Origin of the sequence: Corynebacterium sp. sy039 (assembly GCF_007904105.1) — a bacterium.
In the GTDB taxonomy this organism is placed as follows: Bacteria; Actinomycetota; Actinomycetes; order Mycobacteriales; family Mycobacteriaceae; genus Corynebacterium.
The window spans coordinates 985,821-1,000,384 of record NZ_CP042325.1; the positions used below are offsets into that span (position 1 = coordinate 985,821).

13 protein-coding genes are annotated in these 14,564 nt (G+C 46.2%); 6 read left to right on the top strand and 7 right to left on the bottom strand.

Annotated elements, in window-relative coordinates; all coding sequences use genetic code 11:
• Window positions 1-29 precede the first annotated feature (29 nt).
• Both FQV43_RS04480 and FQV43_RS04485 read right to left on the bottom strand, forming a co-directional pair.
• Window positions 30-716 carry a response regulator transcription factor gene (locus FQV43_RS04480; RefSeq protein ID WP_144274842.1) on the bottom strand — a complete coding sequence of 229 codons (687 nt, stop codon included), beginning with the start codon at window positions 714-716 and terminating at the stop codon, window positions 30-32.
• A 14-nt stretch (window positions 717-730) separates the two neighbouring features.
• The gene (locus FQV43_RS04485) at window positions 731-1,489 is read right to left on the bottom strand and encodes a sensor histidine kinase (protein ID WP_146339148.1); all 759 of its coding nucleotides are present in this window, start codon (window positions 1,487-1,489) and stop codon (window positions 731-733) included.
• Window positions 1,490-1,699: 210 nt separating this feature from the next.
• On the opposite strand from FQV43_RS04485, the gene FQV43_RS04490 reads away from it, so the two are divergent.
• Both FQV43_RS04490 and FQV43_RS04495 read left to right on the top strand, forming a co-directional pair.
• A complete protein-coding gene (locus FQV43_RS04490; protein ID WP_144274846.1) occupies window positions 1,700-2,401 on the top strand; it encodes an ABC transporter ATP-binding protein in 702 nt (233 codons plus the stop codon).
• A 1-nt stretch (window position 2,402) separates the two neighbouring features.
• Complete coding sequence (locus tag FQV43_RS04495) at window positions 2,403-3,824, top strand: FtsX-like permease family protein (RefSeq protein ID WP_144274848.1); 1,422 nt, start codon at window positions 2,403-2,405, stop codon at window positions 3,822-3,824.
• Window positions 3,825-3,830: 6 nt separating this feature from the next.
• Here the strand turns inward: FQV43_RS04495 and FQV43_RS04500 are convergent, their stop codons facing one another.
• The 3 genes from FQV43_RS04500 to FQV43_RS04510 form a co-directional block, all read right to left on the bottom strand.
• Window positions 3,831-5,177: a PepSY domain-containing protein gene (locus tag FQV43_RS04500; RefSeq protein WP_246846971.1), complete on the bottom strand. Its 1,347-nt coding sequence runs from the start codon at window positions 5,175-5,177 to the stop codon at window positions 3,831-3,833.
• Window positions 5,178-5,283: 106 nt separating this feature from the next.
• Window positions 5,284-6,996, bottom strand: coding sequence for a dihydroxyacetone kinase family protein (locus tag FQV43_RS04505; protein WP_146339150.1), 1,713 nt, complete (start codon window positions 6,994-6,996; stop codon window positions 5,284-5,286).
• A 17-nt stretch (window positions 6,997-7,013) separates the two neighbouring features.
• Complete coding sequence (locus FQV43_RS04510; protein WP_144274852.1) at window positions 7,014-7,793, bottom strand: IclR family transcriptional regulator; 780 nt, start codon at window positions 7,791-7,793, stop codon at window positions 7,014-7,016.
• Between the two features lie 137 nt (window positions 7,794-7,930).
• On the opposite strand from FQV43_RS04510, the gene leuC reads away from it, so the two are divergent.
• Both leuC and leuD read left to right on the top strand, forming a co-directional pair.
• Window positions 7,931-9,403 carry a 3-isopropylmalate dehydratase large subunit gene (leuC, locus tag FQV43_RS04515; protein ID WP_146339151.1) on the top strand — a complete coding sequence of 491 codons (1,473 nt, stop codon included), beginning with the start codon at window positions 7,931-7,933 and terminating at the stop codon, window positions 9,401-9,403.
• Window positions 9,404-9,438: 35 nt separating this feature from the next.
• A complete protein-coding gene (gene leuD, locus FQV43_RS04520) occupies window positions 9,439-10,029 on the top strand; it encodes a 3-isopropylmalate dehydratase small subunit (protein ID WP_144274857.1) in 591 nt (196 codons plus the stop codon).
• A gap of 62 nt (window positions 10,030-10,091) precedes the next feature.
• Here leuD and FQV43_RS04525 read toward each other — a convergent pair whose 3' ends face one another.
• Window positions 10,092-11,102, bottom strand: coding sequence for an NUDIX hydrolase (locus tag FQV43_RS04525; RefSeq protein WP_144274859.1), 1,011 nt, complete (start codon window positions 11,100-11,102; stop codon window positions 10,092-10,094).
• A 234-nt stretch (window positions 11,103-11,336) separates the two neighbouring features.
• On the opposite strand from FQV43_RS04525, the gene FQV43_RS04530 reads away from it, so the two are divergent.
• On the top strand, window positions 11,337-12,332 hold the full coding sequence (locus tag FQV43_RS04530) for an NAD(P)H-dependent glycerol-3-phosphate dehydrogenase (protein WP_146339153.1): 996 nt from the start codon (window positions 11,337-11,339) through the stop codon (window positions 12,330-12,332).
• 36 nt (window positions 12,333-12,368) lie between these two features.
• Window positions 12,369-13,442 carry a D-alanine--D-alanine ligase family protein gene (locus FQV43_RS04535; protein ID WP_146339155.1) on the top strand — a complete coding sequence of 358 codons (1,074 nt, stop codon included), beginning with the start codon at window positions 12,369-12,371 and terminating at the stop codon, window positions 13,440-13,442.
• 47 nt (window positions 13,443-13,489) lie between these two features.
• Here the strand turns inward: FQV43_RS04535 and FQV43_RS04540 are convergent, their stop codons facing one another.
• Entirely contained in the window at window positions 13,490-14,446 is a 957-nt protein-coding gene (locus FQV43_RS04540) for a DUF3515 domain-containing protein (protein ID WP_146340408.1), read from the bottom strand.
• Window positions 14,447-14,564 lie beyond the last annotated feature (118 nt).

The window sequence follows — 14,564 nt, forward strand, 5'->3', positions numbered from 1 at the left end:
GAAGAAGTTTCTTATTTACGGAATAAGGCCTAGATTGGTTGGGCAAGATATTCGAGAATTGCTTTGACTCGACGATTTTCTTCTGTCGCTGGCAATTGTAGTTTCATAAAAATACTTGATACATGTTTGGCAACAGCGGCTTGAGAAAGAACAAGTTCTTTGCTGATTTCTCTATTTGATTGTCCACGAGCCATTAAACCAAGGACTTCTTTCTCTCTAGGCGAAAGACTACCAAGACCAGTACGCTGTGCGGATATCAATGCACCAGCAACAGTCGGATCAATGACTGTTCCTCCCGAAACTACCATATAAAGTGTGTCGAGAAAGTTCTTTACTTCAGATACTCTATCTTTGAGCAAATAACCTGTACCACTTGTAGCTTTATCAAAAAGTTCAACAGCATATGTGTGCGCGACATACTGACTCAGTACGATTATTCCTAGTTGAGGCCTAATTTTTCTAATTTCTAGTGCAGCACGTAGTCCGTCGTCGGTCATATTCGGTGGCATACGCACATCAGTAATCAATAGATCTGGTTCGCATTCATGGGATTGATCCTGAGTAAAAAACTCAAGCAATTCAGTAGCTGTACCTAGTTGCGCGATTACATGATGCCCACGACGCTCTAATAGTCCAGCTAATCCTTCTCTTAACAAGACGGAATCATCAGCAATAACAATTGATAGCGGTTCAGTATGTATCTGTGCAGTATTCATGATTAGTGATGTCCTTATGTGTCCATATATGGCGTGAAAGAAGAAATAGCGCTTTGTCCACGTTCGAGCAAGAGGGGAATAGTGCCGATTATTTGGGTGGGACCACCTGATGGTGAGTTTAAGGTGAGCGTACCACCAAAAGAATCAAGTCGTTCTGCTAAACCATGAATTCCACGACCAGGAATAATGCGTGCGCCACCTGATCCTTCGTCGACAACAGAAATTTTTAGATCTTGGTCTGTTGTAATAAGCACAGAAACACGTTTATTTGGTGCATATTTGGCAGCATTAGTGAGCGCTTCAGTGGCAAAGAAATAGCCAGCAGCTAGAACACTAGGCGATAAAACTGGAAGAGGATGAGGGGCATAAACATGAATATGATTGCCATATTTACTCGCGGCTTCACTAATTGCTGCCACTAAACCACGATCGCGCAAAATGTGCGGTGGAATACCACGAACAGTTTCACGCAATGCGGCAAGACCATGATGAATATCATTTTTGGCCGCTTCAATTAATTGAGCACTTTCTCCCTGAGCGTCTAAGGAGGCTTCTCCTAGTTTTATAGCTGCTGCAACGAGATACTGCTGTGCGCCATCATGGAGATCACGTTCGATGCGTTGGCGCTCGCGTTCATAGGCATCGGCAATTTTACGGCGCGAGGCAGTTAGTTCCGCTATTCTTTCTGCTTGAGTCTTTTCTGCAGAGTATGTGCCTCGACCATCGACATTGCTTAATCGACGATCTAACAAGCGATTGAATAGTCGCAGCATATTCCTCCTGCCTATGTGCCCTTATGCCGTTGATAGTTGCGAGTTATTCTCGTTACTTTTCTTAGAATCTAAGGATAATGCTATTGCGCATTTAGATTTATTACACCACACAGCATCATAGTCATGAACATGGGGGTAGTGCTGGCACTACCTAAAAAATAATTGTGAGCAGTATGGCGCAAGGAAGGTTTTTCAACTGAAATAGGGGTCATGAGTCAAACACTTCAACTACATGAGCTCACCAAGGAATTTGGTGGTGGTCCGGTACTATCCGGTATTTCTTTAACGATTAACGCTGGCGAGAGCGTAGCGATCATGGGTCCTTCTGGTTCGGGCAAATCAACCCTGTTGCATTGTATGTCAGGTATCTTGGTTCCTAGCAGTGGTTCTATTACTTTTGGTGATACTCAGATCGGCACGATGACTGATAAACAACGCAGCAAAATCCGATTGCATAACTTTGGTTTCGTATTCCAGGATGGGCAGTTACTCCCTGAGCTATCTAATATGGAAAATGTTGCATTACCAGCAATGTTGGCAGGAGTAAGTAGAAACAAAGCAAAACAACATGCCCAACATCTACTTGACCAACTGGGCATCGGAAACTTGGCACAGCGTCGTCCTGGTCAGATCTCCGGCGGACAAGCACAACGCGTAGCCATTGCGCGTGCGCTAGTAACACAACCTGCAATCATCTTTGCTGATGAACCGACCGGTGCATTAGATCAAAGTACCGGTCATGAAGTAATGCAGCTATTGACCACCATGACTAAGACAACTGGGTCAACATTAATCATGGTGACCCATGATGCAAACGTTGCGCAATGGTTAGATCGGCTTGTTGAAATTCGAGACGGCATTATTCACTCTGATCGTCGATTAACTCAGCGTACTGTGCGACAGGAGAACTGAGATGAAAACTGCGCAATTAGTTTGGGATCTCCAAAAAGCTAGTATCCGTAATCGTGAAGGCACAGGGCTGATTAATATATTCGCCATTGTGTCAATGATTGTTAGTGCTTTTTTCTCGTTTATCGTTGTTGGCGGCACCTGGATGTTTTACCAGAGAATGAATCATCCAGAAGCAGCAAGTGCAGCAATGAAACAAATGTGGGCAGAGGATCCTAAAGACGCACGTATATTTCTGGCTATATTCTTATGGTTAGCTGTCATAGCGTGTAGTTTTCTCTTTCCAGCTATTTTCAGTCTTACGGCGCAATCTGCAGTATTGGGGGCTTCGGCACGTGAACGTCGCTTAGCTGTGTTAAGGCTCGTCGGTCTATCCGCAACTGATATTACGGCTATGGCACTGATAGAAGCAGCCATCCAGTCTTTCATTGGTATTTTTCTTGGCTTTTTACTGAGCGTGGTGTCGCTACCGCTGTTTACGAAACTGTCTTTCCAAGGCAAAAATATCAGTGTTTCTGAGATGCTTCTCCCTTGGTGGGGTGATGTTTCAGTGGCGGTTATTTTAATGTTGCTCAGCGTCGTTGCTTCTTTTATCGGCATACAACGAGTGCGAGTAACTCCTTTGGGCGTTGCAAAGCGAGAGATACCTGCAGCAATGAAAGCATGGCGGTTGTTTGTTTTTATTGCACTTATTGTGATTGTGTTCGTCGTCTTAAACAGCATAAGTATTGGAAGGCCATCAGCATGGGCGATGATGATCTTTTTCTTGATGCTGCTGATCAACGCGCTAGGCATAAATCTTGTTGTGCCATTCATTTTGCAGTTCCTTGCTTATCTTGCTTCCTTCTTACCAGGAACTGCGCATTTTATTGCTTGTCGACGTATCAGCGCTAATGCTCGGTTGGTGTGGCGTCGTAGCAGTGCTCTTGCATTCTTTGGCGTGCTATCTGGTTATATGGTGGGTTCGCCGCTGGGAGATGGAAACATTTCTGATTTGCTAGGCGAAGACAATACCAGTGGCAGAATCATGTTTGGTGATATTAACACTGGTATCCTGCTCACACTTGCTTTTGGTTTTACCATCAGTGCAGTATCCATTTTCCTTGGACAAGCCAATGACATCTTTGAGCAAGCAGAATTATCGCGTTCTTTGCAACTAATCGGAATGAGAAAATCCCTGCAATCTGCAATTGCCTATGCAAATATCATGGGGCCAATTATCGTAGTGAGTCTTTTTGGTTTTTGCATTGGAGCGCTGTTGAGTGTCGCCATTTTTTCCAATAGTATGGGCACCGATGATTTCCATCTACAGTTAATCAACGCTGGGGTATTACTCGGGCTTGGTTGGCTCACCACATTTTGTGCGGTATTAGCCACCCAACCCTTGCGTAATAGAGTGCTGCGAAAAATGGACAGAAAAGAATAAGAATAATTATGTGCGCTTTATTCGCCTAATGGCAGCGTCGATAAGCAAGAATAATAGTAGGCTTGCTGCAAAAAGTGGAGCTAGAGCGCAGTAACATAAGAGAAAAACAGTCCAGGCGATAACTAAACCAGTGGGTATATTTTTTAGACCGACTGGTTGTGGTAGTCGTCCTGGCTTTTTGTTTTTACCTCGATGCCACCACATTCGGTACCCTTGGAAAATCATGTAGAGCAATCCCAGCGCTGCCACAGCCAGGACAAGCTGGTTTATCAGCCCGAAGAGCATACCCATATGCAGTTGGATAAGCCAATTTGTTAGTTTTGCGGCAAGTGGAATATCTGCGTAATTTACCTTATCGACAAGCTGCGCAGTATGCGGATTAACAGAAATAGTAGAGTTAGCAAGTTTATATGGCTGACGTGTTTCTTTGATAGTCCAGGCTTGTTCTGGTTCCCCAATGCGAATATCGAGGATGCCCTTTAAGTGCTCTTGGCGCGCAGTGCGTACCATATCATCGACTCGCATATATTCTGCAGGCGAACTTTCGATGTTTTTCACTATGTGATCCTCGTGGCAAGATGCGCCAGCAGGAATTTCATCTAGAGCTACCACAGGTTTTGGCTCCACCCAATTCAGTTGTGTGCGTAGGAGAGCGATATTATTTCCTGCCACTAATGACCAGGTCAAACCAGTAATGGTTAGGAAAAGAAAGATAGGTAGTAACCATAAACCAAGCCGTGAATGTGCTGTGACGAGTCGTTTGCGCTGCGATAGAGGGCGTGTGTGGTCTTTCTTTTGTTTCTTAGTGCTCAACCATAAAAATAAGCCGAGGATACTGAGCATTCCCAACCATGAGGCAGCCGTTTCTGAGTAGAGGCGCCCAAGGTCGCCAAGCCATAGATTGCGATGCCCTTGTGAAAGCCAGGTGCGAATGGGCAGTGCTCGAGAACTACCATACTGAACCAGATCCCCTTTGATAGCAAGATCACCTGGATCGACAAAAACTGCTTGGGTGTAACTAGGACTAGGTAGACGAGGATCATGGAACAATACTCGAGTGGTGTCGCGTGGGTTATCAGATACTTGTATTCCGGCAAAGGAAAGCTCAGGATGAACTTTTTGTGCAGCTGCAATTTGAGCAGAAAGCGGTTGTGCTTGATGCGTGGAACTAGCAGTTAGTTGCTCTCGGTACACAATTTTTTCAATTGACGGTGCTAGTGCATAGAAAAAACCGCTGACCGTAGCAACTATGAGCAGCGGTGCGACGAAAATCCCGGCAATACTGTGCATACGCGCTAATCCAGCGCGAAATCGCATTGCTTGGGGTTGGGAAAAAGATAAGAACGTAGACACGTATAGATGTCGGATAGGTGTAGTGAAAAGTTCCCAACTAAAGCTGGTCGTAAAAAGTTAGGTAGAGAAAATTATGCGTACAACCAGCGTAGGGGCCGTATCGTGATTATGTGAAATCGCTTACCTTTCCGCTGCCGCCGAGGAGCCAAGACATCACAATAGCTCCTGGATCGACGACTCCTATGGCAGCGTCACCAACATAACTAGCGCGACCTTTCTTTGCTGCCATATTACGAGTGCTCTTAGCACCTTCCGTTGCGGCACGATAGCAGTGTTCTAGCAATTGAGCAAAATTGGTGCAGCCTTGTTCTTGTGTTTGTTTAGCTGTATGGGCAGCAGGTGCTAATGCGTCTACCAAGGTATTGTCGCCGGGTTGAGCTCCGCCGAGCTCGGTAATAGCGTTGAGTGCTGCGCTAAGGCCAGTGCTAAGACCTATAACGTCATTATGCGCTGTATGCATTGCAGCAGCTAGTTCTCGGAAAAGTGTACCGAATACGGCACCAGATGTGCCGCCCGCGCGGATGAATAATCGCTGTGCTAGTGCTTCAAGAACATCGGCATTGCTGCCTCGAAGTGGTAAATCAATAGTGCCAAAGGCTGCTGCCATATTGTCACCGAAGTCGCCGTCGCCAGCTAAGCGATCGAGTTCGCTAAGTTGAGAAATAGCGCCTTGAACTCTACTAATAAAGTTGCTCAACCAAGTATTTTCAGTACCGTCGGATGGTAATGCGTCGTCGAAGTGCATAGTTGCAGCGCTATATTCAATAGGGTGTTCTTTGTCGCCGGCAATCACTCGTGGCCAATTTGGGGCGCTAGTAGGGGCATCAAGCAGTTGGATGATTTCATCTGTGCTGCGCGTTAGCGTTATGGAAACACCTGCCATATTCATTGCAGTAACATAACTGCCCACTAAGGCACGGCGAAGATGAATGCCTTGGGCAGCTAATTGCTCTACGACGCAGCCAAAAATAAGTGATAGCTCTAATGCTGTTGTCCCGCCCAAACCATTGACAATGCAAATAAGTTCTTTCTCATCGTGATTGAGTTCTAGCCCACGCATGATGTCGTCGAGAAGCTGTGCAACGATTTCTTGAGCGGCTTTGCTGTCAACGCGTTCCACGCCACGCTCACCGTGAATACCTACTCCGACCTCCATTTTTCCATGAGGAAGATCAAAGGTAGTGCGACCATGAGTTGGATTGTGTCCGGGAGCGAGCGCAACTGCCATACTACGAGAATTATCGGCAACCCATTGTCCAATGCGTGCTACTTCACTCAGGTTATCTCCACGCTGAGCAGCAGCACCAGCAATTTTTTCTACGAGGATAGTTGCTGCGGTACCGCGTCGTCCTGGTCTAGTATCGTCATCACCCAGGTCGGTAGCAACATCATCAGCGACGAGAATGACGGCGGTATCTACGTCGTGTGTGGCTTGGCGTGCTACATGAAAATTCATGACATCACCGGTGTAGTTTTTGACGATGTGCACTACACCAGCACCTTGGTCTGCCCACCGTGTTGCTTGAGTAATCTGAACTGCATTTGGTGAAGTAAAAAGTAGACCTGGGCACACGGCGCTGAGCATGCCGCTACCGAGAAATCCTGCGTGCAGTGGTTCATGCCCAGAACCACCTCCTGACACAAGCGCTACAGCCGGTGCACCAGCATCGGTAGTGATAGGGGAGGTACGACCAATAAAACCATTGTCATGCCAAGATGCATCGGGATGTCCAGCAATGAAACCGCCTAATGCCTCAGGTAGAAATTGTGCAGGATCATTGCGAAACGATGCGGTCGATTGATTGTGCGAGGTGTTCATACCCTCCGAGAGTAACACTACTGCGCTAAGAGCGCAGTAACATTATTAGCTGCTTGTATGAGTTGTTCTGCCCACAGTTGTCCCGGTGATGGCTTAAGCCTTTCCGACGGACCGGAAATGGATAGCACAGCGATAAGTTGTTTGGCGGAGTCAAAAATTGGGGCAGAGCAGCTCGCTAAACCTATTTCTCGTTCGGATATTGATTCTGCCCACCCTTTCTGTCTGATTGTTTCCAAATCACTTGGAGTGATGTGCTGTGCAGCAGGTAGGATGCGTTCACTGAGTTCTGATGAACCATAAGCGAGAAATACTTTTGCTGCGGAGCCTGCTTGGAGGGTAAGTCGTGTACCTACCGGTACTGTGTTTTGCAATCCTGAGTCTGGTTCTTGAGCTGCAATACACATTCGTGTTGTACCAGCTAATTGATAGAGTTGTACCGATTCATGAGTGGTGTCCATGAGACGGGTCATTGTGTTATGCGCGGCGTCGATAAGCCTGGTGGAGTGCTGATTAGTCAGTGATGCTAATGCAGTACCAATGCGCCATCGACCATCGCTACCGCGAGTAAGAAGATGATGTGCTTCGAGGGCAGTAGCTAAGCGATGCGCTGTTGCACGTGGCAATTGTGTCTCTTGTGCAAGTTCAGCGAGGGAACGCGGTTGCCCGGCAACGCTAAACATAATGAGAACTGCTCGGTCAAGCACTTTAATTCCACTTGTCGCATGTTCAATATCGGCAGATATGGCAGTGCTGTCATGATGCGTGTGTTTCTCGGAAGGTATGTTAAGCTGTCCCATATTGTGATATTATATATCTCAATATATGGGATTAGCAATTGGTGAGTACGCAATAAAAGAGTCTCGCTATGAGCACAATCCCAGGTTCATTATAAAAGACAATAACAAGACGTAATGAGATGAATGAGGTGCTTTCCATGACCAGCCCCATGGATTCCCATGATAATACACATAAGCCAGGTCAAGAGGGGAAAAATAAACTAACCCTTGCTGAAAAAGTATGGCGCGATCATATTGTTTCTCAAGGCAAACAGGGCGACCCTGATCTTATTTTCATTGACCTGCAATTATTGCATGAGGTTACCTCACCACAAGCCTTTGATGGTTTACGCTTGGCAGGGCGTACAATACGTCACCCTGAATTACATCTAGCAACCGAAGATCATAATGTGCCTACCACTGGAATTAAGGTAGGAGCATTAACAGAAATTAAAGATGCCACCTCTCGTACTCAAGTAGAGACATTGCGTAAAAACTGTGCAGAGTTTGGTGTGCGATTGCACCCAATGGGGGATATTAAACAGGGAATTGTGCATCAAGTAGGACCACAATTAGGAGCTACGCAGCCAGGGATGACCATTGTTTGCGGTGATTCCCATACTTCAACGCATGGTGCGTTTGGAGCTATGGCCTTTGGTATAGGTACGTCAGAGGTAGAACACGTTATGGCTACCCAGACATTATCGCTGAAACCATTTAAGACAATGGCGATTAACGTCAGTGGTCAATTGCAGCCCGGGGTATCAGCTAAAGACTTGATTTTGGCGATCATTGCCAAAATAGGCACAGGTGGTGGACAAGGGCACGTTATCGAATATCGCGGCGAAGCCATTAAAAAATTGTCTATGGAAGCACGAATGACCATATGCAATATGTCCATTGAAGCAGGTGCGCGAGCAGGAATGATTGCTCCCGATGAAACCACTTTTGAGTATCTCAAAGGTCGTGAGTTGGCACCTCAAGGTGCTGACTGGGATGCTGCTGTTTCGTATTGGAAAACATTGCCCACAGATGAAGGCGCAGAGTTTGACACCGTGGTAGACATAGATGGTAGTGCTCTAACTCCGTTTGTTACGTGGGGCACTAACCCTGGTCAGGGATTGCCACTCGATGCCACAGTGCCGTCACCAGAGGATTTCACCAATGATAATGACAAAGCAGCTGCAGAAAAAGCCTTAAAATATATGGATCTCATTCCGGGAACACCGTTGCGTGAGATAAAAATTGACACTGTATTCCTTGGCTCTTGTACGAATGCGCGTATCGAAGATTTGCGTGCGGCAGCACAGGTATTGGATGGTCGCAAAATTGCCGATTCGGTGCGCATGATGGTTGTGCCTTCGTCGGCGATGGTTAAGCAGCAGGCAGAGGAAGAAGGGCTGGATAAAATTTTTATTGCGGCAGGCGCAGATTGGCGAACTGCAGGGTGCTCTATGTGCCTTGGGATGAATCCAGACCAGCTTGCTCCAGGTGAGCGTTCTGCTTCTACCTCAAACCGTAATTTCGAGGGGCGGCAGGGTCCAGGTGGGCGCACCCATTTAGTTTCTCCAGAAGTAGCAGCTGCTACTGCTGTTCGAGGAACATTATCGTCTCCAGCTGATTTACTCTAAAAGTTTTATCTTTAGGAAAATGGTGAAAAGTCATTATGGAAAAATTTGAGACACATACAGGTGTTGGAGTCCCACTGACTCGTTCTAATGTAGATACTGACCAGATCATTCCAGCGGTATATCTCAAGCGAGTAACCCGTAGTGGTTTTGAGGATGGACTCTTTAATAACTGGCGTAGTAATGAGGCAGACTTTGTGCTTAATCAGCCTGCCTATGCGCACGGTACTGTTCTTGTCGCAGGACCTGATTTTGGTACTGGATCATCACGTGAGCACGCGGTGTGGGCACTCATGGACTATGGCTTTAGAGTGGTGTTATCGTCTCGTTTTGCTGATATTTTCCGTGGAAACTCTGGCAAAGCTGGTTTGCTGGCAGCCCAGATGAATCAAGAAGATATTGAATTATTGTGGAAACAGCTTGAGCAGGAACCAGGAAAAGAAATTACTGTCGATCTGGTGCACCGAACAGTCAGCTGTGGTGAGAATGTCTATTCTTTCGACGTCGATGACTACACTCGATGGAGGCTAATGGAAGGACTTGATGATATCGGCCTGACCCTGCAAAAGGAGCAAGAGATTAAGGCTTTTGAGCAACGTCGTCCCGCTTTTAAGCCTCGAACACAGTAAGCACAGTAAATAGGCACATACAGACCTGGTTGTCATGGAACAACCAGGTCATCTCCTGTATTTCATTTCACTGGCAGTGGGCTTTCGATGTAATCCGCTCCGATTAATTCCGAACCATGAAAGGAAAGCACCCATACACTAGCTTTCTTAGCGCGAATATGCTCGAGTGGCAGTCGTCCCCGAGCAGACAGTGAACCAAGCATATCTGGGATTGTGAGCCCTTGACTACAGACAACGCTTACACCTCCTTGAGCGACGATGTCGTCAAAGGCTTTCTTTGCGCCTTTCATATTTTCTAACCAGCCATCATCACCCAAAAGCTCATCAATGTGCACTTCAAGAGCTAAATCTTCGGCAAGTGGGCGTACTGTTGTCTGGCAACGATCGGGCAACGCAGAATAAATTACCTCTGGTTTATACGCCTTGAGCAGCGGAACCAATAATTCAGCTTGTCGACGTCCTTTCCGATCCAAAGGTCGGATATTGTCGTTACCCGCCCAGGACGAGCGCTTATGGGCATGAGCATGGCGAACATAAAGCACTCGTGCAGTCGTAGGTAGACTAAGACGTTTCTGTGCCTTTTCTAATATGTTGCGATCAACGTCATAACTCAGCAGTTTTTTGGCTTCTTCGACGCTTAACCAGCGAATTTCATCGACCTCATTATTTGGCTCAAACTCTCCACCAACAACCTCTGCTGTCCAGTAGTACACAATCTTCATACGGTCGCCCACTGGATAATGCACTTTACCTAGTAGTTTTTCAAGCCGAACATCAAATCCTGTTTCCTCTTTGATCTCTCGCACTGCCGTCGTGGCTAAAGATTCACCAGGATCGACTTTTCCTTTGGCTAAAGACCAATCATCGTAATGTGGACGGTGAATGATTGCTACTTCATGTGACTGTGGATCAGCTTTATCACCGCGCCACAATACTGCACCAGCAGCAATAGTAGAGCGCTTATACTCTTTAGCTGGTTGTGCATCAATTTTTTGATAACGTCCGGTTATTGCTAATCCAGATTGATTATCTTTTGTAGTTTCGTGTGATACCTGTTGTAGCTTTTTGGTCATAATTACTTACCCTATGCACTCGTTAGCCTTTTCATAAACGTTAATCTACATTTGCAGCTCTAGCCTGCATAGGCACGCCTAGATATCTAGGTAACTGGATAAGTGGGAAAAACGTCGACCGCATCCCCTACAAGGACGCATGGTTTTGTATGATAGACAGCATTGTTTGTCGCATGGCATTCTGCTACGCAGGTCTACAATGCGATAACACCTACAAGCAAGGAATGGGAAAAGATGAGAGTTGCCATAATGGGCGCAGGTTCTTGGGGAACTACAATAGCAAAGGTTTTTGCTGATGCAGGGTGCCAAGTATGCATATGGGCGCGAAGAACCGAAGTAGCTCAAGAGATCAATCATAACCACCGAAACTCTGCGTATTTAGCAGACATTGAGTTACCGCATAACCTCACAGCTCATCATGATGTACTGACAGTGCTCGCAGATAGCGACATTGTTGTGCTAGCCATTCCCTCACAGCAGTTGAGAGCAAATCTGTCTCAGTGGGCAGAGGCAATTCCTGAGGAAGCAATTGTGCTGAGTCTTGCCAAAGGCATTGAGCAGAATACGTATTTACGCATGAGCGAAGTTATCGCTGAAACTATACGACGACCTGTAGAAACTATTGCGGTGTTATCGGGACCAAACCTGGCACAGGAGATAGCACAGGAACAGCCTGCAGCAACTGTGATTGCTTGTAATGACCAGCGACGAGCACAAATAGTACAAAGAGCATTAGATTCTTCTTACTTGCGTCCCTATACCAATACAGATGTTATTGGGTGTGAATTAGCAGGTGCGGCAAAAAATGTTATTGCACTGGCGTGTGGCATGGCACTTGGACGAGGACTAGGCGAAAATACGCTTGCCACGCTTATTACTCGTGGCTTGGCAGAGATTACTAACCTTGGGCTTGCTATGGGAGCGGATGCTCGTACTTTTGCCGGTTTGGCTGGTCTAGGTGACCTGGTTGCTACATGTTCTTCTCCTTTGTCGAGGAATCGCTGTTTTGGGCAGCGACTAGGAGCGGGGGAGACATTAGATGCTGCTCGTGCTGCCACTCACGGACAAGTTGCCGAGGGGGTTATTTCTTCCCAATCAATTTTTATACTTTCGCAAAAGTATCATGTGGATATGCCTATTACTGAGGCGGTATATGGGGTGTGCCATCAGGGAACACACGTCGATGAGCTCATAGAGGCTCTCATGGGACATTCGATGAAAGCTGAATAACAGCGTTGTCATGAGGAAAAGGGTAAACTTACAACGATGAAAACTCATGAAGATTCTCGCATAAAAATTGCTGTTATCTATGGTGGGCAGAGCTCAGAACATAGCGTATCGTGTGTGTCGGCAGGTGCTATCATGGCACATCTTGATCCAGAACGATATGAGATTTATCCAGTAGGCATTACCAAAGATGGTGTGTGGACAATAGGGGAGAGTGACCCTAAGAAACTACAGATCGTCGATAGGCGTATGCCTGAAGTGACTTTAACGAAAGAACTGAACTTATCAGTAAATCCACAGACCAAAGGAAAATTCCGCTTCAACGACGGGCAAACCTATGCTGATGTGGATGTTGTTTTCCCAGTGCTGCATGGAAAGTATGGGGAGGACGGTACCATTCAAGGAATGCTAGAGCTATCTGGGCTACCTTATGTAGGTACTGGAGTGCTCAGTTCTGCTTGCGGAATGGATAAGGAATATACCAAAAAACTTTTGCGAGTGGCAGGGCTGCCCATTGGGCGAGAAGTGATTGTATCTGGTGCAGATACGCTCACGGCTGAGGACAAAGAATATCTAGGCTTGCCAGTGTTCGTGAAACCTGCTCGGGGTGGTTCCTCCATTGGTATTTCTCGAGTAGAACAGTGGGATGATCTCGAACAAGCTATAACTCTTGCCCGTGAGCATGACGATAAAGTCATCGTTGAGGCAGAGATTATCGGTGCTGAAGTAGAGTGCGGTGTATTAGAAAATGCACAAGGGCAATTACTTGCCTCGGTACCAGCACAATTGCTTGATACTAACGAAGGCGAAGAAGGCTTTTATGGTTTTGACACCAAGTACCTTGATAATATCGTTCAAGCAAAAATACCCGCTGACTTGCCTGAAGAAACTATAGAGCTTATTCGTTCACTTGCGCTTAGAGCATTTCGTGCACTTAATTGTAAAGGCTTGGCTCGAGTAGATTTCTTTGTTACGGATTCCGGTCCACTGATTAATGAAATAAACACAATGCCAGGTTTTACACCAATATCAATGTATCCTCAGGTACTGGCAGCGAGCGATATTTCCTATGAAACGTTGCTTAACGAACTAATCGCTAACGCACTGGCATAATCTGCATATCTGTCTCAGCCCAGAATAAGAGCATGTTAGCACGTGCTCTACCGCACAGGAATAGTCTCGTCAAGGGCTTGGGTTATGGATACAAGTGCAGCATTACCACTTGATTGTGGTACTGAAACAGCTACAGTTATACTGCGATCGACGGCAAACCAGGTCGACGCAGTGGTGCTATTTTCTGCACTCGTATCCTCAAACCAGGCAACATTATTGACCTGTTGAATTTGTGCTCCTGCTTGGTATTTTTCAGGAAACTCTACTCCACAGCGAACAACAATAGGTTCATAGCCATCCACAACCCACGCTGCCATATTATTTACTGCCCGTTGAGTTAATTTTGCTTCAGGTACAGCAGAATATTGTGGTTCGGTTCCTAAGGTAGGAGGTAATGCAGCTAAAAAAGCAGAACATTGTTGCTGCTGTTGATCAGTCAGTTGCGCCGGGACAAGGTTATTTAATGCAATCGGGTAAGGCTGCACTGTATTCTTTGATAATTTATTCAGAGCATCCTTGAGTTCTGCAGGGTTGAACTCTTTGTTTAATGCCGGAGCATCCGCAGAAATAGCAATAACCGGCGACCTATTGGTGCTGTACCAGCTTTGCATAGAGGATTGTGGGGTGGGATCAGCTACACGCAACCATTGTGTGTCACCATAATTTTGCAGTGGAGAAAGTTCACTATATTGCAAGGGTAAATTTACGCCACAGCGTAGGGTTATTCTTTCTGTGGAACTTGACTGCCATGCTGCTACTCCAGCAGGAACAGGATCGGCAATCGTCGCTCGGCGATGACCAAGGAAAGTATCTGGTAATGCAGAAATAAAATCAGCACATTCAGTAGATTCTGCTTCTGGAGAGTCTATTACCGGCATTGCAACTGGTTGGTGTGCTGCACGGTGTGCCACAACACGCGCACCAACTAACACAGCAATAACGAGCGCAATAGCTAAAACCAGAGCAATAACAATGGGAATGGTTTTATAGTGTTCATTCTGCATTTTGTTTTCTGTAGTGTGCGTATTCACTCAGCCCAGTGTAGCAATACTGGGTATTTTATGTTTGCGAATATGCGAGATTATCACCATAGTTCTCCCAAACCGACTAATCGTATTAAGC

What these genes read in the sequence shown, in the direction of transcription:
- FQV43_RS04480 (WP_144274842.1), bottom strand. Translation starts at nt 716, where the DNA reads ATGAATACTGCACAGATACATACTGAACCGCTATCAATTGTTATTGCT.
- FQV43_RS04485 (WP_146339148.1), bottom strand. Translation starts at nt 1,489, where the DNA reads ATGCTGCGACTATTCAATCGCTTGTTAGATCGTCGATTAAGCAATGTC.
- FQV43_RS04490 (WP_144274846.1), top strand. Translation starts at nt 1,700, where the DNA reads ATGAGTCAAACACTTCAACTACATGAGCTCACCAAGGAATTTGGTGGT.
- FQV43_RS04495 (WP_144274848.1), top strand. Translation starts at nt 2,403, where the DNA reads ATGAAAACTGCGCAATTAGTTTGGGATCTCCAAAAAGCTAGTATCCGT.
- FQV43_RS04505 (WP_146339150.1), bottom strand. Translation starts at nt 6,996, where the DNA reads ATGAACACCTCGCACAATCAATCGACCGCATCGTTTCGCAATGATCCT.
- FQV43_RS04510 (WP_144274852.1), bottom strand. Translation starts at nt 7,793, where the DNA reads ATGGGACAGCTTAACATACCTTCCGAGAAACACACGCATCATGACAGC.
- leuC (WP_146339151.1), top strand. Translation starts at nt 7,931, where the DNA reads ATGACCAGCCCCATGGATTCCCATGATAATACACATAAGCCAGGTCAA.
- leuD (WP_144274857.1), top strand. Translation starts at nt 9,439, where the DNA reads ATGGAAAAATTTGAGACACATACAGGTGTTGGAGTCCCACTGACTCGT.
- FQV43_RS04525 (WP_144274859.1), bottom strand. Translation starts at nt 11,102, where the DNA reads ATGACCAAAAAGCTACAACAGGTATCACACGAAACTACAAAAGATAAT.
- FQV43_RS04530 (WP_146339153.1), top strand. Translation starts at nt 11,337, where the DNA reads ATGAGAGTTGCCATAATGGGCGCAGGTTCTTGGGGAACTACAATAGCA.
- FQV43_RS04535 (WP_146339155.1), top strand. Translation starts at nt 12,369, where the DNA reads ATGAAAACTCATGAAGATTCTCGCATAAAAATTGCTGTTATCTATGGT.
- FQV43_RS04540 (WP_146340408.1), bottom strand. Translation starts at nt 14,446, where the DNA reads ATGCAGAATGAACACTATAAAACCATTCCCATTGTTATTGCTCTGGTT.